We start from the raw sequence: 21,224 nt of genomic DNA, 5'->3' as shown, positions 1-21,224 counted from the left end.
AAATTCCGGGTTTTGCGCAGGTCCCCCAGACGCGTCGTGCCGTGGGCCGTCAATGCTCCGCCCGCAGCCGCTCGCGCAGCAGCCGCACGCCCTCGCGCACGTCGCCCCGCACCGGCCCTTCGCGCGGCGCATCCCGCAGCGTGGTGAGCAGCGCCTCCGAGGGCCGCCCCTTGCGCGCCCAGACTTGCCGACGCAGCACCGCCTGCGCCGCTTCGGGAAGCCGCTCGGGCACCGCGCGGCCCGAGAGCGTCGCCCAGACCAGCGACCAGCAGCGCGGCGCGCTCCAGGGGTTGTAGCCGCCGCCGCCCGAGACGATCAGCGCCGGGGCCAGCCCGCGCAGCGCCGCCGCGGCCCGCGCATGCGAACGGTTCGACAGCGCCAGCCGCGCCAGCGGATCCTCGAGCACCGCATCCGCCCCGCACTGCAGGAAGATCGCATCGGGCTGAAAGGCCGCCACGGCGGGCAGAATCATCTCCTCGAGCACCAGCGCGAATTCCGTGTCGTTGAACTCCCGCGGCACCGGCATGTTGAAGGCCGCCCCCCCGGCCCGGTCGGCCAGCGCGCCGGTGAACGGCCAGCGCCGCGCCTCGTGCACCGAAATCACCCGCACCTGCTCCGAGCCGTCGAAGGCGATCTCCACCCCGTCGCCGTGATGGGCGTCGATGTCGACATAGGCCACCCGGCGCATCCCGAGGCTCAGCAGGTGGCGAATGGTCAGCACCGGCTCGTTGAGAAAGCAAAAACCGCTGGCCCGATCAGCCAGCGCGTGATGCGTCCCGCCGCCGGGATTGAACACCGTGCCGCCCTGCGCTCCGACGATCTCGGCGGCCAGCAGACCGCCGCCCACCGCCGTGGCGGGACGCCGGTACATCTCGGGAAAGACCGGGTTCGACAGGGTGCCGAGCCCGTGGCGCTGGCGCACCTCCTCGCTCACCGTCCCCGCGGCCTCAGCCGCCTGCAGCGCCGCCACGTAGCGCGGTGCATGGAAGCCGGTGAGGGCCGCGGGCTTGGCCCGCGGCGAGACCCGCCACTGCGCCTCGGGGAGCCAGCCGAGCGCCCGACAGAGGTCGATCACCGCCGGCACCCGTTCGATCGACAGCGGGTGCAGCCGCCCGTAGCGCGAGCCGCGATAGATTTCCGAGCCGATGAAGGTCGCCACCGCCGCCTCTCCTGGTCTTGCGTCTAGAGTTTTGGGTCTATCTTCTAGGTCCAGATATCCCGGGGGAAAGGTGCGCAGCGGCTCGGGACAGAGCCCCGTCACACCGCCGCTACCCCGCGATCGCCCGCAATGCCCGGGTGCGAGCCGGCGGGATCGCCGCGGTTTCGACACCGGTGAAGACATGCAGCGTGTTCATCTGCCGGTCCACCACGGCGTGATCGCTCACCCAGCCTCCCATCCCGAGGTAAGTGCGCAGGAGCGGCGGGATCAGCTTGAGGGCCCCACGCGCCTCGCTGGTGGCCGGGGAGAAGCGCACCACCTCGGCCGCCTTGACACCGATCTGCCAGCGCGCCGGGGCGGCGTGGCGGGCACGCAGGACGCCGAAGGCCGGATCGTAGCGCGCCGCGTCGGTGCCGGTGAAGCTGGCGCAGCCGAAGAGCAGCCGCGCGCCGCCCCGATCGACGAGGGCGGCGATCGCGCCCCAGGCCAGCCGCAACACATCGGGATCGACCAGCCCCGGCCGGGTACAGAAGCGCCCGAGTTCGATCAGTGGCCCGCCGTAGCCCTCGAGCCGGGAAAGATCGTAGTATTGCGCCGAATAGCTGCGGCCGATCTCGGCGCTGGTCTCGAGCCAGAGGTAGCGGAAGCAGGCGAGCAACTGGCCGGTCTCATCCTCGACCAGAACATGGCGGCAACGGCCGTCCAGCGCGTCGGCATCGGGGCCCTTGCCGGGGCCGAAAAACGCCAGCCCGCGCAACGCCTGCGCCGCCTTCACGTCTTCGGCACCCGCGGCGGAGCGTGCCTGGAATCGGCCACGGGACAGGATCAGACCGTCCTCCCCCGAAGCATCATCCTGCACGCGGGAGGACATGGTCAGCGCCTCATTGCTGGTCGAGATCGCCGAGGGTCAGGCCGCCGATATTGCCGAAGAGCTTGCGGATGAAGCCCATCTCGCCATCGTTGGTGCGGGTGATCCGGCGGGTGATCGGCACGACGTTGCCGTCCTCGAGGCCGTAGCGCGAGATATTGTTGACCACGCCCTGCCCGTCGAAGGTGATCGCCAGCACCTCGCGATCGATGACCTCGGGCTCCTGCCAGGCGAAGCTTCGCACTTGCGATTCAATGTAGTAATAGCCGCCCGCGTCGCGCACGCCCGAGGCGGCGGGCACGCCGATCACGTCCTCCACCGTCGCGCGCGTATCGATCCCGGGCACGATCTGCTGAAGGTCGTCTTCGCGTGGCACGTAGCCATGCGTCTGGTACTGAGCCGAGCAGGCGGACAGTCCCAGTGCGGCGCTTGCAGCCAAAAGCGCTATTCTCACCCGTGATACCATGGACGCAGTCCTGCCCCTTGCCATGCCCCGGAGGGCCTTCTATCCCGCATTACACAACCCAGCCAAGCGCTTCAAGCAAAGGAAAGGCGAGCCCATGGACAGAGGCGGAAACCCCGCGCGGCTGCGCGTCTCGACACTGCGCCGCGACGTGGCCACAGACTTCGACATCAGGCCCGAGGCCGAGGAACGTTCGGCCTTGGCCAAGGACCTCGGCCTGCTAAGTCTGCGCAAGGCCCGCCTCATGGGCAAGCTGACCCCCGAGGCCGGCGGCGCCTACCGGCTGACCGCCGATCTCGGCGCAACGGTGGTGCAGCCCTGCGTCGTCACCCTCGATCCGGTGACCACCCGGATCGACGAGGAGATCTCCTTGCTGTTCCGGCCGGCGCAGCAAATCGCCGACCCCGATCCCGGCTCCGAGGTCGAGGTGCCCGAAGACGAGGAAGAGCCCCTGCCCGACGTGATCGACCTGCGCCGGATTCTCTCCGAAGCCCTGTCCTTGGCGCTGCCGCCCTACCCGCGCAGCCAGGCGGCGCTCGAGATGGCCGAAGCGGCGCCGGACGCGCCCGAGGAGGACCCTTCCGAATCTCGCCCGAACCCATTTGCCGGGCTCGCGGGGCTGCGCGATCAGCTCTCGAAGGACGAAAAAGACGAAGACTGAGCCGCTGGGGCGCGAAATCTCTCTTGCGGTTTGGCAAGAAATACCTATTTTCGCGCCTTCATCGGAATTCCGGGTTGCACGCCTCCATGGGTTAAGACTATGAGGCCGGGCACGCCCGAACGTTATCGGGCACCCGTATAGCCCCCACACGCGAACAATCGAGGTTGAGACATGGCCGTCCAACAGAACAAAGTATCGAAATCGCGCCGCAACAACCGTCGCGCCCATGACGCGCTGGTCGCGGCCAACCCCAACGAGTGCAGCAACTGCGGCGAACTCAAGCGCCCGCACCACGTCTGCCCGTCCTGCGGCCACTACGCCGACCGTGAGGTCGTCGCCATGGCTGACGAGATCGACCTGGACGAAGACGCAGCATAAGTTGCGGATAGGCCCGATCGTCGCATGACATCCGCAACGGATAACCGTCAGGCGCACGGGCCTCTGGTCCTCTCCATCGACGCCATGGGTGGCGATCGCGGGCCGGCAACGATTGTTGCCGGTCTTTCCGCCTTTGCGCGGAAGCACCGCGATGTCCATTTCCTGCTGCACGGACCCGAGGCCGAGTTGCGCCCCCTGGTGGACAAGCAAAAAGGTTTGTCTGCCCAGGTCGAGATTCGCGATGCCTCCGGCGTCGTGGCGATGGAAGACAAGCCGAGCCACGTGATGCGCAACGGGCAGGACACCTCGATGTGGTCCACGCTCGACGCCGTTCGCAATGGCGAGGCCACGGTTGCCGTTTCCTGCGGCAACACCGGCGCGCTCATGCTGCTCTCGATGGTGCGGCTGCGCAAGCTGCCCGGGGTGAACCGCCCTGCCATCGCCGTGCTCTGGCCCTCACGCAACCCGCAGGGCTACAACGTCATGCTCGACGTCGGCGCCGACATCCGCGCCGATGCCGACGACCTGCTGAAATATGCGATGATGGGCGCATCCTACGCCCGCAACGGTCTCAACCTCGAGCGCCCGCGCATCGGCTTGCTGAACGTCGGCACCGAAGAGCACAAGGGCCGCGCGGAGCTGAAGGCCGCGCATGACCTCATCGCCGCCAATGCCGAGACCGGCGGCTTCGATTACGTCGGCTTCGTCGAGGGCGGAGACATCCCCGGCAAGCGCTGCGACGTGATCGTCACCGACGGCTTCACCGGGAATATCGCGCTGAAGACCGGCGAAGGCACTGCCTCGCTGATCAATTCACTTCTCCGCGAGGCTTTCACCTACTCGCCGCTGTCGCGCCTCGCCGCGCTGCTCGCTCTGAGTTCGCTCAAGCGGTTGCAGGCGCGCGTAGATCCGCGCCGCAAGAACGGCGGCGTCTTCCTCGGCCTCAACGGCACTGTGGTGAAATCCCACGGCGCTGCCGATGCCACCGGGGTGGCCGCGGCGGTGGAACTGGCCTATGACCTCGCGCAGTCCGGCTTCGGCGACAGGCTGGCCGCCCGCGTGGCGAGCGCCGCTGCGGCCGCCGCCGACCCCGCCCCAGAGGCGCCGGACGGCACAGATACAAAGAAAAACGGAACAGGCAAATGAGCATCAGGGCGAAGGTCGCGGGCATCGGGCATTACCTGCCTCAGCGTGTGGTCCCCAACGCGGAATTCGAGAAGACCCTCGACACCTCCGACGAATGGATCCGCTCGCGCTCTGGCATCGAACGCCGCCATTTCGCCGCCGAGGGCGAGACCACCTCGATGCTCGCCGCCAACGCCGCCGAGGCCGCGCTGAAGGATGCAGGGCTCGAACCTTCCCAGATCGACGCGCTGATCGTCGCCACCTCGACGCCCGACCTGACCTTCCCCTCTGCTGCGACCATGGTGCAGGACCGCATCGGCATGACCGGCGGCTTCGCCTTCGACGTACAGGCGGTCTGCGCCGGTTTCGTCTACGCCCTGTCGACCGCCAATGCGATGATCGTCTCTGGCCAGGCCAAGCGCGTCATGGTGATCGGCGCCGAGACCTTCTCGCGAATCATGGATTGGACCGACCGGGGGACCTGCGTGCTCTTCGGTGACGGCGCCGGGGCGCTGATCCTCGAGGCTGCCGAGGGCGCGGGCACCTCCGCCGACCGCGGCATCCTGTCGGTCGATCTGCATTCCGACGGCCAGTTCCGCGACCTGCTCTACGTTGACGGCGGGGTGTCCACCCAGTCCACCGGCCATCTGCGCATGGAGGGCAAGGAAGTCTTCCGCCACGCAGTGGAAAAGCTCGCCCAGACCGCGACCACGGCGATGGAAAAGGCCGGGATCACCTCGGAAGAGGTCGATTGGGTCGTGCCGCATCAGGCCAACATCCGCATCATCAACGGCACCGCCAAGAAGCTCGGCCTGCCGATGGAGCGCGTCGTGGTGACAGTCCAGGACCATGGCAACACCTCTGCCGCCTCGATTCCGCTGGCCCTGTCGGTCGGCAAGGCCGAGGGCAAGATCAAGCAAGGCGACGTGGTGGTCACCGAGGCCATCGGCGGCGGTTTGGCCTGGGGCGCTGTCGTCCTGCGCTGGTGAGCGCAAAAATCCGGCAAAATCCGGCCCTTGCAGGCTCCACGCCCGCAAGGGCTGCTTGACTCGGAATCCGCCTCCCCCCTATGCTGTGGCGCAACCTTGGGAGGCTGCCAAATGAGTGACAAGACTTTGACGCGCATGGATCTCAGCGAAGCGGTGTTTCGCGAGGTCGGGCTGTCGCGCAATGAAAGCGCCGAACTCGTCGAGTCGGTGCTGCAGCACATGTCCGACGCGCTGGTCCGTGGCGAGCAGGTGAAGATCTCGTCCTTCGGCACCTTCTCCGTACGCGACAAGGCGGCGCGCATCGGCCGCAATCCCAAGACCGGCGAAGAGGTCCCGATCCAGCCCCGCCGCGTCCTGACCTTCCGCCCGTCGCACCTGATGAAGGAACGGGTTGCCGACGGCAACAAATCCTGATCCGCCACGGCGCCCTCGCGGTCCCGGAACGTCCCGGCACTGCGCCGCTGACGGGTCCAAGACATATCTGAAGCCTGCGCGCCCGCCCGGCGGCCCCGCGCAGCAGGGGGTACCACCGCATGAGCAAGTCGCGCGACGCATTCCGCACCATCTCCGAGGTGGCGGAGCTTCTGGACACGCCGGCGCACGTCCTACGCTTCTGGGAAACCAAATTCACCCAGGTGAAACCGGTCAAGCGCGCCGGGGGGCGACGCTACTACCGGCCCAATGACGTCGCCCTTCTTGCCGGGATCCGCCAGCTGCTGCACGACGATGGGCTGACCATCAAGGGCGTGCAGAAGGTGCTGCGCGAACAGGGGGTGAAACATGTCGCCGGCATTGCCCCGCCGGCCGAGCTGCTCGACGACGTCTCCGAGGCTGAGCCCCCCTCGGTCGAGCCCGTGCCCGCCTTCGAGCCGCAGGAAAGCGCCACGGTGCTGCCCTTCGCCCAGGCTGCGCCCGCAGAGTCAGCCGACCTCGCAGAGGCCTCAGAAGACGCTCCGGAGCCTGCGTCTGTCGAGCCTCCGGAGGAGATGCCGAGCTACGCCGCAGCCACACCGCTCTTCCCCCAGACCGACGACCCCGAGCCCCATGCCGCCGACGAAGGCGCGCCTTGGGCCGAGGGCCCCGAGGCCGCTCCGGCCGCAGAGCCCGCGCCCGGGACCGCGGAGCTGCCTGGGTTCATCACCGAATCCCTCGAGGCGCGCGCCGCGGAAACCCCGCCCCCTGCGCTCCCCGATGTGCCCGATCTGTCGGCCCTTCCACGGCCTGCGCCGGGCGCGCTCTCGCAGCTCTCCGGGCTGACCCGGATCGACGCCGCCAAGGCTGCCGAACTGGCGCCGCATGTCGCCGCGCTGCAGGCCCTGGTGGCCGCGCGCCGGGGCGCCAGGATGACCTAGGGAGACCCGGGAAAAAACTTTCATCTTGGGGGTTGCGCGTGCGGTGAAAACCGATATGAAACGGCCTCACAAGTCGGGCTATAGCGCAGCCTGGTAGCGCGTCCGTCTGGGGGACGGAAGGTCGCAGGTTCGAGTCCTGCTAGCCCGACCAAATACTCCCCACCGCCGTTTCTGACTTGTCCACCTCCGCCCAGGGGTGAGGGAACGGCCCCGCCAAACCGCTGGCGACAAAACATAAATTTCCACCATTGCGAAACGACACTGAACCGCGCGCGGCATCTCGTGCAGGTCCTTGCGCTGCGTCACCAACCGCGCACAGGCGACCAACCACAGGGCCGGAGCGCCGCATTCCTCGTTCCCTTCGCCCCCGTCGCTTGCTAAGCACGATCAACGCAATACGAGGGAATGTGACCATGACAGGGGTGCTCGCCAGCCAGCAGATTTCGGCGCTTGTCGAGAGCGGGGCGATCCGCCTTGAGTCCCCCCTTGTCGACGGGCAGATCCAGCCTGCCAGCCTTGACCTGCGGCTCGGCACCGAGGCGATCCGGGTTCGCGCCTCCTTCCTTGCAGGCGAGGGTCGCACGCTGGCCTCGCGGATCGACGAATTCGAGATGCACCGGGTCGATCTGACCGAAGGCGCCGTGCTGGAGAAGGGCTGCGTCTACGTGGTGCCGCTGCTCGAGAGCCTCGACCTGCCCGCCGGGCTGACCGCGGTCGCCAATGCCAAGAGCTCCACCGGCCGGCTTGACCTGCTGACCCGCACCATCACCGATGGCGGCACCGAGTTCGACCGCATCGTAGGCGGCTACAGCGGACCCCTCTATGCCGAGATCTGCCCCCGCTCCTTCTCGGTGCTGGCCCGCACCGGGATGCGCCTCAACCAGATTCGTTTCCGCCGCGGCCAGTCGATCCTCAGCGATGCCGAGTTGACCGAGCTGCATGCCGCCGAGACGCTGGTGACCGGTGGCCCGGCGGTGATCGGTGAAGGGCTCGGCTTCTCGGTGGACCTGCGCCCCGAGGGAACCGATCTGGTGGGCTGGCGGGCCAAGCCGCACACCGGGGTGATCGATCTCGACCGCATCGGCCACTACGACCCGGCCGAGTTCTGGGATCCCCTGCAGGCCTCGCGCGGGCAGCTGATCCTTGATCCCGATGCCTTCTATATCCTCGTCAGCCGCGAGGCGGTGCACATTCCGCCGCGCTTCGCTGCCGAAATGGCGCCCTATCTTGCCATGGTGGGCGAGTTCCGCGTGCATTACGCGGGCTTCTTCGACCCGGGCTTCGGCCATTCCGCCGCCGGGGGCACAGGCTCGCGCGGGGTGCTCGAAGTCCGCTGCCACGAGGCGCCCTTCGTGTTGGAGCACGGGCAGATCGTCGGGCGGCTGGTCTACGAGCGCATGGATGAGACGCCTGGGCAACTCTATGGCGCCGGCATTGCGTCGAACTATCAGGGCCAAGGGCTCAAGCTCTCCAAGCATTTCCGAAGCTGAGCGCGCCGCTTCAGGCCGCTTCGCAGAGCAATATCCTGCGCGTGTTCCCCGGCTCGGCGCTGCGCAGCGCTTCGCGAGCGCGACGGATTGACGGCGCCGGATCATCGTCGCCGCGGCGCGCCATGACCACCGCCGCCGAAAGCTGGATGCGGCTCATCTCGCGATCGGGGTCGCGGAGCTCGGCGACGAGCGCACAGAGCTCTGCCGCGCGTTCGCCCAGCTGATCGAGCGTGCAGTTCCGGACCAAGAGCAGGAGGCTGAGCTCTTCTTCGCGGCACAGAAGCTCCTCGGGACGCAATACTCGCTGCAACTTGGACGCGACCAGCCGCAGCAGCCGTTCCGCGGCCTCTGGCCCCGAGCGATGCGCCAGATCGGCGATCCCCTCTATCTCGATCAGCACAAGCCCATGGCTGGTGATCGGCCCGAAGGTGGCGCTGAAGAGCTCGGCCGAAGCGCGGCTGCGCATCCCGGTCGAGGGGTCGCGCAGCGCGGCGTTATAAAGCCGCCATTCCGTCAGCCGCAGCCGCGTCGCACTGCCGTCGTATCTCATGCCCAGAAAGAGGATCACCGCAAGCAAGGCCAGCGCATCGACCACCATCACCGCGACGCCCCAGGTGGCGCCCCAGTGCTGGGGCACGAAGCGGGCGGCGACCGCCTGCGCCGCCACCAGGATCAGCCAGGAAAGAAGGATCGTCCGCACCGCGCGCCCGGCCCGCGAGCTGCTGACCAGCGGGCGCAAGATCGGGCGCCTGGCGTGGCGCGCCGCGTTGGCCACGCCGAGCGCCAGCAGCATCACCGAAGTCGAGAGCGACATCTCTCCGAAAAGCATTGGCGCGTTGTTGAGGTATCCGATCGCCGCCACGAAGGGCAGGCCCGGCGCCATGAATGACAGGCCAACAGAGGAGACCGGCAGGCGCCGGAAGCAGAGCTGTCCCCCGGCCAGCAACACGAAGGAGACCGCCGTATTGCCCCCCATGCGGCCGGCGCCGAAATCGATCCCGTTCCGGTAGCCGAGGCCGGTCAGCAGGCACAGCGCGATCACCAGCATCCAGATCAGCGTTTCGCGCGGGTCCGAGCGCCGCAGCGGCCTTTGCATCAAGGTTGCGGCCAGCGCCCCGGTGCCCGCCAGCAGGGTGGGCACGGAAAGCGCGCTGTCGCCGCTCGGCGCGTAGAGCCGCGAGATCCCGTAAAGATGGCCCTCCGCGGCGACAATCAGCAGCGCTCCGGCCAGCACCAGACAGACCTTTCGCGTCCAGGCGAGCGGGCGCAGGCTGGGATGGGCGGGGCTCAGGAATAAGCCGTCGCTCGCCCTGAGGGCGCGAAAACTTGCACCGTGATCCACAATTTGCACCTCCATCATCCTGCGGCGGGGAGATTGAGAGTCGCATGGGCCGATTAACCTCGCCCTAAATTGCGCGGCGATCCGGGTCGCTCTCACGGCGAGTTACGGAAAATTTGGCAAAAACTCGCATCGATATCTCCTTGTCGCGCGGCTCCGCTGACCTTGCCTCGGGCGCTGCTGCGCGCGCGAAGGCAAGAGAACCCCCACTCCCTAGCATTGGTTCCCGGCATGGCCGGCCGCGCGCAGAACTTCGCGCAAACCCCTTGAAATCAGTAACTTCCGGTCGCTTTCTTATCTTCCCCCGGAACATCCGCCGGGATGTGGTGTTGTGGAGCCATGAGGCGGATCGCAGCGCGGGCCGCCAAAGACTTGAAAGGACTTGATCATGAACACCAAGAAAACGCTCCTTCTCTCGCTTCCGCTTGTCGGCCTCGCAGCTGCCCCGGTTTCGGCCGCGATGACCGCCTCCGCCACCACCGAGCTGAACCTGCGCTCGGGTCCTGGCCCGCAATACTCCGTCGAGAGCGTGATCCCCTCGACCGAAGAAGTCGACGTGATGGGCTGCCTCGCCGACGCCGAATGGTGCGAAGTGAGCTACCAGGGCACCTCGGGCTGGGCATACTCGGCCTATCTGACCACGCCGGTCGAAGACGAACCCGTCGTCATCTATGAGAACCGCGACCGCGTTGAAGTGAACACCGTGACTTATGACGACACCAGCAATGCCGCCGCCGGTGCCGGTGTGGGCGGGGCCTGGGGCGCTGCCGTGGGCTCGCTGATTGTCGGTGGTCCCGCCGCCGTGGCCGCCGGTGCGGTGATTGGCGCCGTTGCCGGTGCCGCCAACAATGTCGAGGAAAAGACGGTCACCTATATTCAGTCGAACCCGGTTGAGCCGGTCTATCTCGACGGTGAAATCGCCGTGGGCGCCGGTATCCCGCAGGAGATCGAGGTCTACCAGGTCCCGGAAAGCGACTACGCCTATCTGAACGTCAACCAGCAGCCGGTGGTGATCGATCCCGAGACCCGCCGTATCGTGAAGATTGTGCGCTAATTAACTGTTATGATGTAGAAAAGGCCCCGTTCTCGGGGCCTTTTTTGCGTTGGTTCGTAGCGATCAATCCTCGAAGAGTTCGGATTGGCCCGGGGCCTCCTCGTCGTCCTCGGGCTCAGGATCGCTGAGCGGCACGAGTCCCGGCGGCGGGCGGTTGTCGAGAAGGCCCGCGGCGCGAAGCTCCTTGAGCCCCGGCAGATCGCGGGCGCTCTCGAGGCCGAAGTGGTCGAGGAACTCTTCGGTCACCACGAAGGTCACCGGCCGCCCCGGGGTCATCTTGCGGCGGCCAAAGCGGATCCATCCCATCTCGAGCAACTGGTCGACGGTGCCGCGCGAGACGCTCACGCCGCGGATTTCTTCGATCTCGGCGCGGGTCACTGGCTGGTGATAGGCGATGATCGCCAGCGTCTCGATCGCCGCGCGCGACAGCTTGCGGGTCTCGACCGTCTCCTTTTGCATCAAAAAGCCGAGGTCGGGCGCGGTACGGATCGCCCAGGCGTCACCGACGCGCACAACCTGCACGCCCCGCCCCTCGTAGCGCTTGCGCAGGTAAGCCAGCGCCTCGGCGGGATCGCAGCCATGCGGCATGCGCTCTTGCAGTTCGCGCACGGTCACCGGCTCGGCAGAGGCGAAAAGGATCGCTTCGACCATGCGCTCTTGATCGCCCATGGGCGGCGCTTCGAAGAGGCTTTCGCTGCTGTCCTGCGCCGCGCGCCGCTCGGCGCGCGTCAACTCGATATCGTCACTCACGCGGGTTCTCTCTCTTGCGCATCTCGATGGGCGCGAAGGTGTCGGTCTGGCGGATCTCGGCCTTGCCCTCCTTCACCAGCTCAAGCGAAGCGGCAAAGGTCGCAGCCGTGGCGGAACGCCATCGCTGGGGATCGCCGGACCAGCCGTCCGGCAGCCAACGGGAAATGTCGGTCCAGTCACCGGCATAGCCGATCATGCTGCGCATACGGTCAAGCGCCTGCTCCATGGTAAAGACATCTTGCCGGTCCATGACGAAGGGGCGGAAATCGTCGCGGGTGCGGGTGCGGGCATAGCCCTGCATCAGGTCGAGCAGCGACGCGGTGTATTTCACCTTCCGCAGGCGCTGCATGTCCTCGGGAACGCCTCGGGCAAAAAAATCTCGGCCCAGCCGGTCGCGGGCCATCAACCGCGCCGCCACGTCGCGCATCGCCTGCAAGCGGTGCAACTGGAACGCCAGATGTGCCGCCAACTCCTCGCCCGACGGCCCCTCTTCGGTGGGATCGGGCGGCAACAACAAGCGCGATTTCAGGAAGGCAAGCCAGGCGGCCATGACGAGGTAGTCCGCGGCCAGCTCGATGCGCAGCTCTTTCGCCTTTTCGACAAAGCCGAGGTATTGCCGCGCCAGCTCGAGGATGGACACCTTGCGCAGGTCCACCTTTTGCGTGCGCGAGAGCGACAGCAACAGGTCGAGAGGCCCTTCGTAGCCCTCGACGTCGACGATCAGCGCCTCGGCCGCAAGGCGGTCGGCGACGCTGAGCGTCTCGAACTCCAGTTGCGCATCGTCCTGCATCGGTGATCAGCGGGGCCCGGCCAGCAAGGCCTCATGCTCCGCCTTGAGCGCCGCGATGTCAATCTCGGCAGGGATGGTACGGGCGGCAAGCGCCGCCTCGGCCCGGGACTGCGCGGCTTCGGTCATCTGGCCCGCGGCCTCGACCACCGGCCGCATGTCGTCCATCTTGCCGTTGCAATGCAGCACCACGTCGCAGCCCGCGGCCACGGTGGCCGCGCTGCGCTCCCCGATGGTGCCCGAAAGCGCCTCCATCGACAAATCGTCACTCATCAAAAGACCCTGGAACCCGATGTTCTCGCGGATCAGGGCGATCATCTCGGGATCGACCGTGGCGGGGCGGGTGTTGAGCCCCTCGTAAACCAGATGCGCTGTCATCGCGAGCGGCAGATCGGCGAAGGGGCGGAAAGCGGCGAAGTCGATGTCCTCGAGCTCTTCGCGCGGCGCGGAGACGCGCGGCAGATCCTTATGGCTGTCGATCTGCGCAAGCCCATGGCCCGGCAGGTGCTTCATCACCGGCAGCACGCCGCCGTCGGTCAGCCCCTTCACCACGGCCTGCCCCATCACGACGACGGTCTCGACGTCTTCGGCGTAGCAGCGATTGCGCAAGAAGGCATGGGTGCCCGGGCGCGCCACGTCGAGCATCGGCGCGCAGTTGCCGTCGATGCCCACCGCCCGCAGCTCGGCGGCGATGATGCGGAAGCGCAGTTCCATGGCGCGGGCCGCGGTCTCGCCGGCCTGCGCCACCTCGTCGAGCGGCGGCAGGAACTCGGTGGCCAGCGGCGCGCGCAGGCGCTGCACCCGGCCTCCCTCCTGGTCGGTGAAGACAGGGGCGTGCCAGCCGACGGCGGCGCGCAGGTCGGATGTCAGCGCCCGGAGCTGCTCGGCGCTCTCGACGTTGCGGGCGAAGAGGATGAAGCCAAAGGGGTTGGCCTCGGCGAAGAAGCGTTTCTCCTCTGCGCTCAGCGTCAGGCCGAGCGGGGCGAGGATGGTGGCTCCGAAACGGGTCATCGCGTGGTTACCGGGATGCAGTCGGCGTTCTCGGCGACGAAGGCGGCGCAGAAGCGGCGGGCGTCGGCGAGATCGGCAAAGCCCGCGGCGCGCAGACGGTAGAAGGTGCGCCCGCCGGAACTGGCGCGTTCGATCACCCGGTCCTTGCCGTCCATGAATTCGCCGAAGCGGGCGCTGAAGCGGTCCCACTCCTGGCGGGCGACGTCTTCGCTGGCATAGGCCCCGAGTTGCGCGAGGCGGGTGCCTGCGGGCAGCGTCTCTGGGTTGATTTCCGCGGGACCGGCGGGCTCTTCGGGGGCGGGCGCCAGCGCGACAGGCTGGTTGAGCAGGTCTCCGGGGCGGGTCGACGGGCGCAGCGAGCGGATCAGCGCGCCCGCGGGGGCGGCGCCGGTGACGCTGGCCACCAACTCGCCTTCGCCCTCCTCGGAAGAGAGCTCGCTGAGCGGGCGGGCGTTCGCGGCGATCTGGTCGGCAAGCGCCTGGATCGGATCGAGGTCTTCACCCTCAGCCGCGCCCTCGGCGCCTGCCCCGTCCTGCGAGAGCGAGGCGGCGCCGATCTGCGCGGATTTCTCGCGCAGCGCAGCAAGCTCCTTCTGCGGCATGTCATCGTCCGACAGGCCGATGCCCTGCGGCGCCAGCAGCAGCCGGTCGGCGCCGGGCTCGGCAAGGCCGGTGCCCGCAACGGCATTGACCGCCAGCCCGATATGATCGGCCGTGGAGCCGCCCGGATCCTCGGGGGCGATCCGCATCGGACCGTCCATCGCCTGCACCACGGGGATGCCGTTCACGTCGCGCATGAGAAGCTCGTAGCCCCACATCCCGACGCCAACAACCAGCGCAAGCGACACCGCTGCGCCGGCCCAGTTTGCCAGGGATGCTGCTCTCCGCCCGGTCGGGGCCGGAGTTTCCGGCCCGTCGTAGGGGTAATCCGCCATGTTTGCCTCGGTCTGCCTGTCGGGCCGGCACGGGGTCTCCCCGCCGGCCATCTTGCTCTGCTCATTTGCCCCGAGGCGCCTTTGGGTCAACGCATCTCTTCTGCCGGGGTCACGCCCAAGATACCAAGACCGGCCGAAATGACAACCGCGACGGCCCGGGCCAGCGCGATTTTGCCTTGGCTGACAGCAGGATCGTCCTGCACGAAGCGCAGGCCCGGCTCGTCGTGGCCGCGGTTCCAGAGGCCGTGCAGGTCCGAGGCCAGCTCGTTGAGCCAGATGGCGACCTTATGCGGCTCGTGGCCCTTGGCCGCGATCTCGACGATGCGCGGCCATTCGGCCACCTTCTTGGCCAGTGCAAGCTCGGCCTCATGGGTCATGCCCGACAGGTCGGCCCCAGCAAGGGCCTCGTCCGACACGTCAATTCCGGCCTCGGTGGCCTTGCGCAGCACCGAGCACACACGCGCATGGGCGTATTGCACGTAGAACACCGGGTTCTCCCGGCTCTGCTCCACAGCCTTGGCGAAGTCGAAATCGAGCGTGGCGTCGTTCTTGCGGGTCAGCATGACGAAGCGGGTGACGTCGGGGCCAACCTCCTCGACCACGTCGCGCAGGGTCACGAAGGTCCCTGCCCGCTTGGACATCTTGAATTCCTCGCCGTTCTTGAACAGCTTGACCAGCTGGATCAGCTTGACGTCGAGCGGCACCTTGCCGTCCGAGAGCGCCGAGACCGCCGCCTTCATGCGCTTGACGTAGCCGCCGTGGTCGGCGCCGAAGACGTCGATCAGCATGTCGAAGCCGCGGCTCACCTTGTCATAGTGATAGGCGATGTCGGGGGCGAAATACGTCCAGCTGCCGTCCGACTTCATGATCGGGCGGTCGACGTCGTCGCCGTGGTCGGTCGACTTGAACAGCGTCTGTTCGCGCGGCTCCCAATCCTCGGGCTTCTTGCCCTTCGGCGGCTCGAGCACGCCGCGGTAGATCAGCCCCTTCTCGGTCAGCGACTCGATGGCGGCCTCGATCTTGCCGGTGCCGTAGAGCGATTTTTCCGAGAAGAAGTGATCCATCTTCACGCCGAGCAGCGCCAGATCCTCGCGGATCATGCCCATCATCTCCTCGGTGGCGAACTCGCGCACCGACTCGAGCCATTCGGACTCGGGCTGGTCGACATATTTGTCACCAACCTGAGCCTTCAGCTTCGCGCCGACCTCGATCAGGTACTCGCCGGGATAGGTGCCCGCCTCGAACTCGACGCTGCGGCCATGCGCTTCGAGGTAGCGCAGGTAGACCGACCGCGCCAGGACGTCGACCTGGGCGCCGCCGTCGTTGATGTAATACTCGCGCGTGACGTCATAGCCAGCATAGGCCAGCAGCGAGGCCAGCGCATCGCCGAAGACCGCGCCGCGCGTGTGGCCGACGTGCATCGGGCCCGTGGGGTTGGCCGAGACATATTCGACGTTGACCTTGAGCCCCTGCCCCATGTCCGAGCGGCCGTAGTCGGTGCCCGAGGTCAGCACGGCCGCGGGCAGCGCCTGCCAGACCGAGGGGTCGAGGCGCAGGTTCAGAAAGCCGGGGCCGGCGACCTCCGCGAGGGCGACGCGCGGATCCTCAGACAGCTTGGCGGCAAGCGCCTCGGCGATGTCGCGCGGCTTTTGCTTGGCGGGCTTTGCCAGCACCATCGCGGCATTGGTCGCCATGTCCCCATGCGAGGCGTCTCGCGGCGGCTCCACCGTCACGGCGGCGGTGGCGAGGCCCTCGGGCAGCGCGCCTTCGGCCTGCAGCGCTTCGATCGCCTGAAGGACAAGCGCGCGAATGTCGGTGAAGAGGTTCATCAGTCTGTCTCCATACGGTCGGATGCTCCTCTACCATCTTGTCCCGCGGGGTCAAATGCCGAGATGCGCGGAACCAGACGGAAAGCGCCCTACTCCGCCCTGGCGCCTTTCAGCGTGTCATTGCCCCTGTCATCCCGCCGACCTTCCGAGCGCTCCTCGCGCCTCGGGGCAAGCACCACCAGCCGAACCCCATCGGCTTCCTTCGGGGCCTCATCCGGCCCGAGCAGCCGGAAGGTGCCGTTCGGCCCGAGATCCCCGACGACCATCGCATCGGGGTTTTTCTCACGCCAGTGCTCCATGGTGAATTCCTCGGTCAGCCGCGAGATGCGGAACTCCCAGCCCTGCGCCATGCGCGCATTGGCTTCATCGTAGCTCTCGTCCGGCCCGAATGGCCGGCCACCAAGGGTCGCCGGCAGCGCGTGGCGTGTCGACGTGTCGCGCGCCCGCTTGAGCTGGAAGACATGCTCGCGGCCGAAGTCCGGCGCAAGGTCGGTGGCCACCAGCGTGTTGTAGGCGTCGTTGTCCGTGGCGGCGATGAGGCTCTCGTAGCTGACCAGATCGAGACGGTGCTCCGCCGCCTCCGACAGGATATCGCCGAAGAACGTGTCGAGCCCCGCGTCGCGCGCCTCGCGGAGGTGGGCATGGTTGGGATCGGCGATCAGCACCGGCAGCTCGAGCTTCTTCAACGCCAGCCCCAATGCCACCGACCAGTCCGAGCCGCCGGTGATCAGCACACCGGGTGTTTCGGTCGCGGTCTGTCCCAGCGCCCGCGCCATGGGCGCCAGCGTAAAGCCATGCAGCACCACCGTCGCCGCCACCAGCGCGAAGGCCAGCGCCGGGATCCGCGCCGCATCCTCGACCCCGAGCGCCACCAGCCGCTGGGCAAAAAGCCCCGCCACTGCCACCAGAACCACGCCGCGCGGGCCGGTGAAGGCAACCATCAGCCGTTCCTTCCACGGCACGTTGGTGCCGATCAAGGAGATCAGTACCGGCACCGGTCGCGCCAGCAGGATCACCGAAAGCACGAAGGCCAGCGCCTGCCAGTCGAGCGAGACCAGCATCTCGCGGCTCATGTTGGCCGCCAGCAGGATGAACACCCCCGAGACCAACAGGATCGTCGCGTGTTCCTTGAAGCGGCGCATCTCCTCGTAGCTCGGCAGGCCGGCGTTGGCGATCCACACGCCCATCAGAGTCACCGCCAGAAGCCCGCTTTCATGCAGCACCGAGTCGGCCAGGGCGAAGACCACCAGCATGGAGACGAAAAGCACCGGCACCTTCATGTATTCCGGCACCTTGCCGCGCTTGAACGCCTGCGCCAGCCCCCAGCCCCCAAGCACGCCGAGCGCCGAGGCCGCGAGGATGCCGACAATCATCTCGACCAGTGCCTCGCCCATCGAGGCGCCGTCCACGAGCACCGAGACCACCTCGAAGGCGAGCACCGCCGCCAGAGCGCCGACCGGGTCGTTGACGATGGCCTCCCACTGCAGCAGGGCCGCCGGGCGGTGCTTGAGCCGCGCCTGTCGCAAGAGCGGCGCGATCACCGTGGGTCCGGTGACGATCATGATGCCGCCGAAGACCGCCGCGCTTTCCCAGCTCAGCCCCGCCACCCAGTGTAGCGCCGCCGCCGAGGCGAGCCAGCCGAGCGGCGCGCCCACAAAGATCAGCCGCCGGACCCCGAGCCGCGCGTCGCGCAGCCCCTGGAAATTCAGCGTCAGCCCGCCCTCGAAAAGGATGATCGCCACGGCGATGGCCAGCATCGGCTCCATCAGCGCGCCGAAGTCCTGGTGCGGATCGAGCACGCCAAGGCCCGGCCCGATGGCAAGCCCCGCGACCAGCATGACCACGATCGCCGGGAGCTTCATCCGCCAGGCCAGCCATTGCGAGCCGACGCCGAGCGCGCCCACAAGGGCAAATCCCAGCAGCGGATCGATGCCGCCAGTTTCCGGTCCGGTCATGTCAGGGCCCTTTCACGCAACCACGGCCTGTGCCGCGCTCATGATCTGGCCTGCGGCCTCGATCTGTCCAGTGCGATAAAGGGCTTGGCGCGCGATTGGCGCTTCAGCGCGCGTCGTGCAGGATGTCGGTCCCGGTCAGCTTGGCGTGCTGCTGCAGCGCGAAGCGGTCGGTCATCCCGGCGACGTAATCGGCCACCATGCGCGCCAGCTCGGTCTCGCTCTTGGGATCGGTCGCGCGCCAGCGAGCCGGCAGCAGCAGCGGGTTGTCCATGTAGATCGGGAAAAGTTCCATCACCGCTTGGGTCACCTTCTCGCGGATCACCACCACCGAGGGGGCGCGGTACATGCGGGTGAAGAGGAAATGCCGCACCTGCTTGAGCTCGCGGTACATCTCGTCCGAGAAGGCAACGACCGGATGCCCGAGCCGGCGGATGTCGTCGCAGCTTTGCGGCTCTGCCGCCGCGAGGCGCGCCCGGCTCGTGTCGATCACGTCGCTGACCATATAGCCGAAGACCCGGCGCAGCGCCTCGTGGCGACGGCGATAGGCGTCGAGATGCGGGTAGAGCCGGTCGACCTCGGCATAGGCGGGCTTGATCAGCGGCAGGTCGGCGATCTCTTCCTCGGTGAAGAGCCCGGCGCGCAGCCCGTCCTGCAGGTCATGATTGTTGTAGGCCACGTCGTCGGCGATCGCCGCGACCTGCGCCTCGCCACTGGCATGGGTCTCAAGCTCGAGATCATGCTCGGCGTTGTATTCGGCCAGCGCCAGCGGCAGCGTCTCGCCCGCTTTCAGCGGCAGCAGCGGCCCATTGTGCTTGGCGATCCCCTCGAGTGTGTCCCAGGTGAGATTGAGCCCGTCGAACTCGGCGTAATGGCATTCGAGCCGGGTGACGATGCGCAGGGTCTGGGCGTTGTGATCGAAGCCGCCATAAGGCGCCATCAATTCGTGCATCGCATCTTCGCCGGTGTGGCCAAAGGGCGTGTGGCCAAGATCATGCGCGAGCGCCACCGCCTCGGTCAGGTCGGTGTTCAGCCCCAGCGCATTGGCCATGGTGCGCGCGACCTGCGCGACCTCGATGCTGTGGGTGAGCCGCGTGCGGTAGAAATCTCCCTCGTGCTCGACGAAGACCTGGGTCTTGTGCTTGAGGCGCCGGAAGGCTGAGCTGTGGATGATCCGGTCACGGTCGCGCTGGAAACAAGAGCGGAACGCGCTCTCCTCTTCCGCCACGCGGCGGGGACGTGCCCCCTCGGGATCGCAGGAATAGATCGCCATCTGTCGTCTGCCTTTCACGTGCCTCAACGCGCGGCCCTTCCAATGCATGCCGGATGGTTGCCGCTGCTCTCGGGGATCCCTATATTATGGACCAACCGGGAGATAAACCTTTGAGGCGACCCATGAACCTGCCCCCGAAAGTGACTGACCGCGCCTACGAGCGACTCGCCGAGATCGGCGCTGGCGCCCAGGGCAAGGCGCTGCGCGTGGCCGTCGAGGGCGGCGGCTGCTCGGGTTTTCAGTATGACATCAAGCTCGACGACGCCGCCGAGGACGATCTCGTGCTCGAGCGCAAGGGGGAGCGCGTGGTGGTCGACAGCGTCTCGCTGCCCTTCCTCGCCGACGCGGTGATCGACTTCTCCGAAGAGCTGATCGGCGCGCGTTTCACCATCGAGAATCCCAATGCCACCAGTTCCTGCGGCTGCGGCACCAGCTTCTCGATGTAAGCCGCCGCTGCCGCGACATGCGAAGGGCCGCGCAGACGTCGCGGCCTTTTTGCTGTCCGCCGCGCGCCGAACAGGATCTCGCAACGGTTCCACATCCAGCCGCAACTCATTGTCCGAAAACAAGAAAGGCGCACCCTACAAGATGCGCCTTTCTTCTAGGTCAATATAGCCCGGGGTGCGTTGGCCACCGGTCAGGAGGGGCAGCGCCCCTGCCCCGAGCGGTCAATCCTCGGTCACGTCCCCGTCTTCCTCGGACATGTGGAAATCGAGCCCATGCGCCGCGCGGATCTTATCTTCGATCTCGTTGGCGATCTGGCTGTTTTCCTTGAGGAAGTTCTTGGCATTCTCGCGGCCCTGGCCGATGCGCTCGTCGCCGTAGGAATACCAGGCGCCGGACTTGTCGACCACACCGGCCTTCACCCCGAGATCCAGCAGCTCGCCGGTCTTGGAAATGCCCTCGCCGTACATGATGTCGAACTCGACCTGCTTGAACGGCGGGGCGACCTTGTTCTTCACCACCTTGACGCGGGTCTGGTTGCCGACCACCTCGTCGCGGTCCTTGATCGCGCCGATGCGGCGGATGTCGAGACGCACGGAGCTGTAGAATTTCAGCGCGTTGCCGCCGGTGGTGGTCTCGGGCGAGCCGAACATTACGCCGATCTTCATGCGGATCTGGTTGATGAAGATCACCATGCAGTTCGAGCGGCTGATCGAGGCGGTGAGCTTGCGCATCGCCTGGCTCATCAGGCGCGCGTGCACGCCGACCGAACTGTCGCCCATGTCGCCCTCGAGCTCGCTCTTGGGGGTCAGCGCGGCGACGGAATCGACCACCACCAGGCTGACCGCGCCGGAGCGCACCAGCGTGTCGGTGATCTCCAGCGCCTGTTCGCCGGTGTCGGGCTGCGAGATCAGCAGCTCGTCGAGGTCGACGCCCAGCTTCTTGGCGTATTGCGGGTCCAGCGCGTGTTCGGCATCGACGAAGGCGCAGACGCCACCCTTCTTCTGTTCCTCGGCGACGACATGCAGCGTCAGCGTGGTCTTGCCCGAGCTTTCCGGGCCGTAGATCTCGACGATCCGGCCCTTGGGCAGGCCGCCGATGCCGAGGGCGATGTCGAGCCCGAGCGAGCCGGTCGAGGTCGCCTCGATGTCGCGCAGGGCGTTGTCGCCGCCCAGTTTCATGATCGAGCCTTTGCCGAACTGCCGCTCGATCTGGGCCAGCGCCGAGTCGAGTGCCTTTTGCCGGTCCGCGTTTCGCTTGCTGTCCATTGTCAGAAGATCTGCCGTTGCCATGATTTCCGATCCTTATTTCATACCGCGTCCGGGGCGGCAATCGCTGCTTTCGTTCGCCTCTTGTTCTCACTCG

21 protein-coding genes and 1 tRNA gene are annotated in these 21,224 nt (G+C 67.2%); 10 read left to right on the top strand and 12 right to left on the bottom strand.

Features of this window, described 5'->3' with window-relative positions:
- Positions 1-49: 49 nt before the first annotated feature.
- From CEW88_RS06660 to CEW88_RS06650, 3 genes are all read right to left on the bottom strand, one after another.
- Complete coding sequence (locus CEW88_RS06660; protein ID WP_254694362.1) at positions 50-1,159, bottom strand: acetoin utilization protein AcuC; 1,110 nt, start codon at positions 1,157-1,159, stop codon at positions 50-52.
- 109 nt (positions 1,160-1,268) lie between these two features.
- Positions 1,269-2,030, bottom strand: coding sequence for a GNAT family N-acetyltransferase (locus CEW88_RS06655; protein WP_108965269.1), 762 nt, complete (start codon positions 2,028-2,030; stop codon positions 1,269-1,271).
- 10 nt (positions 2,031-2,040) lie between these two features.
- The gene (locus CEW88_RS06650) at positions 2,041-2,466 is read right to left on the bottom strand and encodes an outer membrane protein assembly factor BamE (RefSeq protein ID WP_370457284.1); all 426 of its coding nucleotides are present in this window, start codon (positions 2,464-2,466) and stop codon (positions 2,041-2,043) included.
- A gap of 121 nt (positions 2,467-2,587) precedes the next feature.
- Here CEW88_RS06650 and CEW88_RS06645 point away from each other — a divergent pair, with 121 nt between their 5' ends.
- From CEW88_RS06645 to CEW88_RS06610, 8 genes are all read left to right on the top strand, one after another.
- Positions 2,588-3,151, top strand: coding sequence for a YceD family protein (locus tag CEW88_RS06645; RefSeq protein ID WP_108965265.1), 564 nt, complete (start codon positions 2,588-2,590; stop codon positions 3,149-3,151).
- Positions 3,152-3,322: 171 nt separating this feature from the next.
- Entirely contained in the window at positions 3,323-3,529 is a 207-nt protein-coding gene (gene rpmF / locus CEW88_RS06640) for a 50S ribosomal protein L32 (RefSeq protein WP_066106415.1), read from the top strand.
- Between the two features lie 24 nt (positions 3,530-3,553).
- Positions 3,554-4,675 carry a phosphate acyltransferase PlsX gene (gene plsX / locus CEW88_RS06635; protein ID WP_108965262.1) on the top strand — a complete coding sequence of 374 codons (1,122 nt, stop codon included), beginning with the start codon at positions 3,554-3,556 and terminating at the stop codon, positions 4,673-4,675.
- Positions 4,672-5,643 (top strand): beta-ketoacyl-ACP synthase III, encoded by a 972-nt coding sequence (locus CEW88_RS06630; protein WP_108965260.1) that lies wholly within the window; start codon positions 4,672-4,674, stop codon positions 5,641-5,643. Before plsX ends, CEW88_RS06630 begins: the two co-directional genes overlap by 4 nt.
- A 111-nt stretch (positions 5,644-5,754) precedes the next feature.
- Positions 5,755-6,057 (top strand): integration host factor subunit alpha, encoded by a 303-nt coding sequence (gene ihfA, locus CEW88_RS06625; protein WP_095881078.1) that lies wholly within the window; start codon positions 5,755-5,757, stop codon positions 6,055-6,057.
- Positions 6,058-6,176: 119 nt separating this feature from the next.
- Complete coding sequence (locus CEW88_RS06620) at positions 6,177-6,995, top strand: MerR family transcriptional regulator (protein WP_108965258.1); 819 nt, start codon at positions 6,177-6,179, stop codon at positions 6,993-6,995.
- Positions 6,996-7,069: 74 nt separating this feature from the next.
- Positions 7,070-7,146, top strand: a tRNA-Pro gene (locus CEW88_RS06615).
- 262 nt (positions 7,147-7,408) lie between these two features.
- Entirely contained in the window at positions 7,409-8,485 is a 1,077-nt protein-coding gene (locus CEW88_RS06610) for a 2'-deoxycytidine 5'-triphosphate deaminase (protein ID WP_108965256.1), read from the top strand.
- Positions 8,486-8,495: 10 nt separating this feature from the next.
- Here CEW88_RS06610 and CEW88_RS06605 read toward each other — a convergent pair whose 3' ends face one another.
- A complete protein-coding gene (locus CEW88_RS06605) occupies positions 8,496-9,719 on the bottom strand; it encodes a GGDEF domain-containing protein (RefSeq protein WP_159099567.1) in 1,224 nt (407 codons plus the stop codon).
- 493 nt (positions 9,720-10,212) lie between these two features.
- On the opposite strand from CEW88_RS06605, the gene CEW88_RS06600 reads away from it, so the two are divergent.
- On the top strand, positions 10,213-10,878 hold the full coding sequence (locus CEW88_RS06600) for a DUF1236 domain-containing protein (protein ID WP_108965252.1): 666 nt from the start codon (positions 10,213-10,215) through the stop codon (positions 10,876-10,878).
- 63 nt (positions 10,879-10,941) lie between these two features.
- Here the strand turns inward: CEW88_RS06600 and scpB are convergent, their stop codons facing one another.
- From scpB to CEW88_RS06565, 7 genes are all read right to left on the bottom strand, one after another.
- Positions 10,942-11,547: an SMC-Scp complex subunit ScpB gene (scpB, locus tag CEW88_RS06595; protein ID WP_108967596.1), complete on the bottom strand. Its 606-nt coding sequence runs from the start codon at positions 11,545-11,547 to the stop codon at positions 10,942-10,944.
- Positions 11,548-11,620: 73 nt separating this feature from the next.
- A complete protein-coding gene (locus CEW88_RS06590; protein WP_108965251.1) occupies positions 11,621-12,418 on the bottom strand; it encodes a segregation and condensation protein A in 798 nt (265 codons plus the stop codon).
- A 6-nt stretch (positions 12,419-12,424) separates the two neighbouring features.
- Complete coding sequence (nagZ, locus tag CEW88_RS06585; RefSeq protein WP_108965249.1) at positions 12,425-13,426, bottom strand: beta-N-acetylhexosaminidase; 1,002 nt, start codon at positions 13,424-13,426, stop codon at positions 12,425-12,427.
- On the bottom strand, positions 13,423-14,361 hold the full coding sequence (locus tag CEW88_RS06580; RefSeq protein WP_108967594.1) for an SPOR domain-containing protein: 939 nt from the start codon (positions 14,359-14,361) through the stop codon (positions 13,423-13,425). Before CEW88_RS06580 ends, nagZ begins: the two co-directional genes overlap by 4 nt.
- 86 nt (positions 14,362-14,447) lie before the next feature.
- Positions 14,448-16,190, bottom strand: a complete 1,743-nt coding sequence (gene argS / locus CEW88_RS06575) for an arginine--tRNA ligase (RefSeq protein ID WP_108965247.1) — start codon at positions 16,188-16,190, stop codon at positions 14,448-14,450.
- An 89-nt stretch (positions 16,191-16,279) separates the two neighbouring features.
- The gene (locus CEW88_RS06570) at positions 16,280-18,145 is read right to left on the bottom strand and encodes a cation:proton antiporter (protein ID WP_108965245.1); all 1,866 of its coding nucleotides are present in this window, start codon (positions 18,143-18,145) and stop codon (positions 16,280-16,282) included.
- Positions 18,146-18,248: 103 nt separating this feature from the next.
- Positions 18,249-19,415, bottom strand: a complete 1,167-nt coding sequence (locus tag CEW88_RS06565) for a deoxyguanosinetriphosphate triphosphohydrolase (protein WP_108965243.1) — start codon at positions 19,413-19,415, stop codon at positions 18,249-18,251.
- 122 nt (positions 19,416-19,537) lie between these two features.
- Here CEW88_RS06565 and CEW88_RS06560 point away from each other — a divergent pair, with 122 nt between their 5' ends.
- A complete protein-coding gene (locus CEW88_RS06560; protein ID WP_108965242.1) occupies positions 19,538-19,861 on the top strand; it encodes a HesB/IscA family protein in 324 nt (107 codons plus the stop codon).
- A 222-nt stretch (positions 19,862-20,083) separates the two neighbouring features.
- Here the strand turns inward: CEW88_RS06560 and recA are convergent, their stop codons facing one another.
- Positions 20,084-21,151, bottom strand: coding sequence for a recombinase RecA (gene recA, locus CEW88_RS06555; protein WP_108965241.1), 1,068 nt, complete (start codon positions 21,149-21,151; stop codon positions 20,084-20,086).
- Positions 21,152-21,224: the final 73 nt, after the last annotated feature.

Origin of the sequence: Alloyangia pacifica, assembly GCF_003111685.1 — a bacterium.
Classification (GTDB): Bacteria; Pseudomonadota; Alphaproteobacteria; order Rhodobacterales; family Rhodobacteraceae; genus Salipiger; species Salipiger pacificus_A.
Note: the sequence above shows the minus strand (reverse complement) of the source record. Positions and strands in the feature narration are given on the sequence as shown.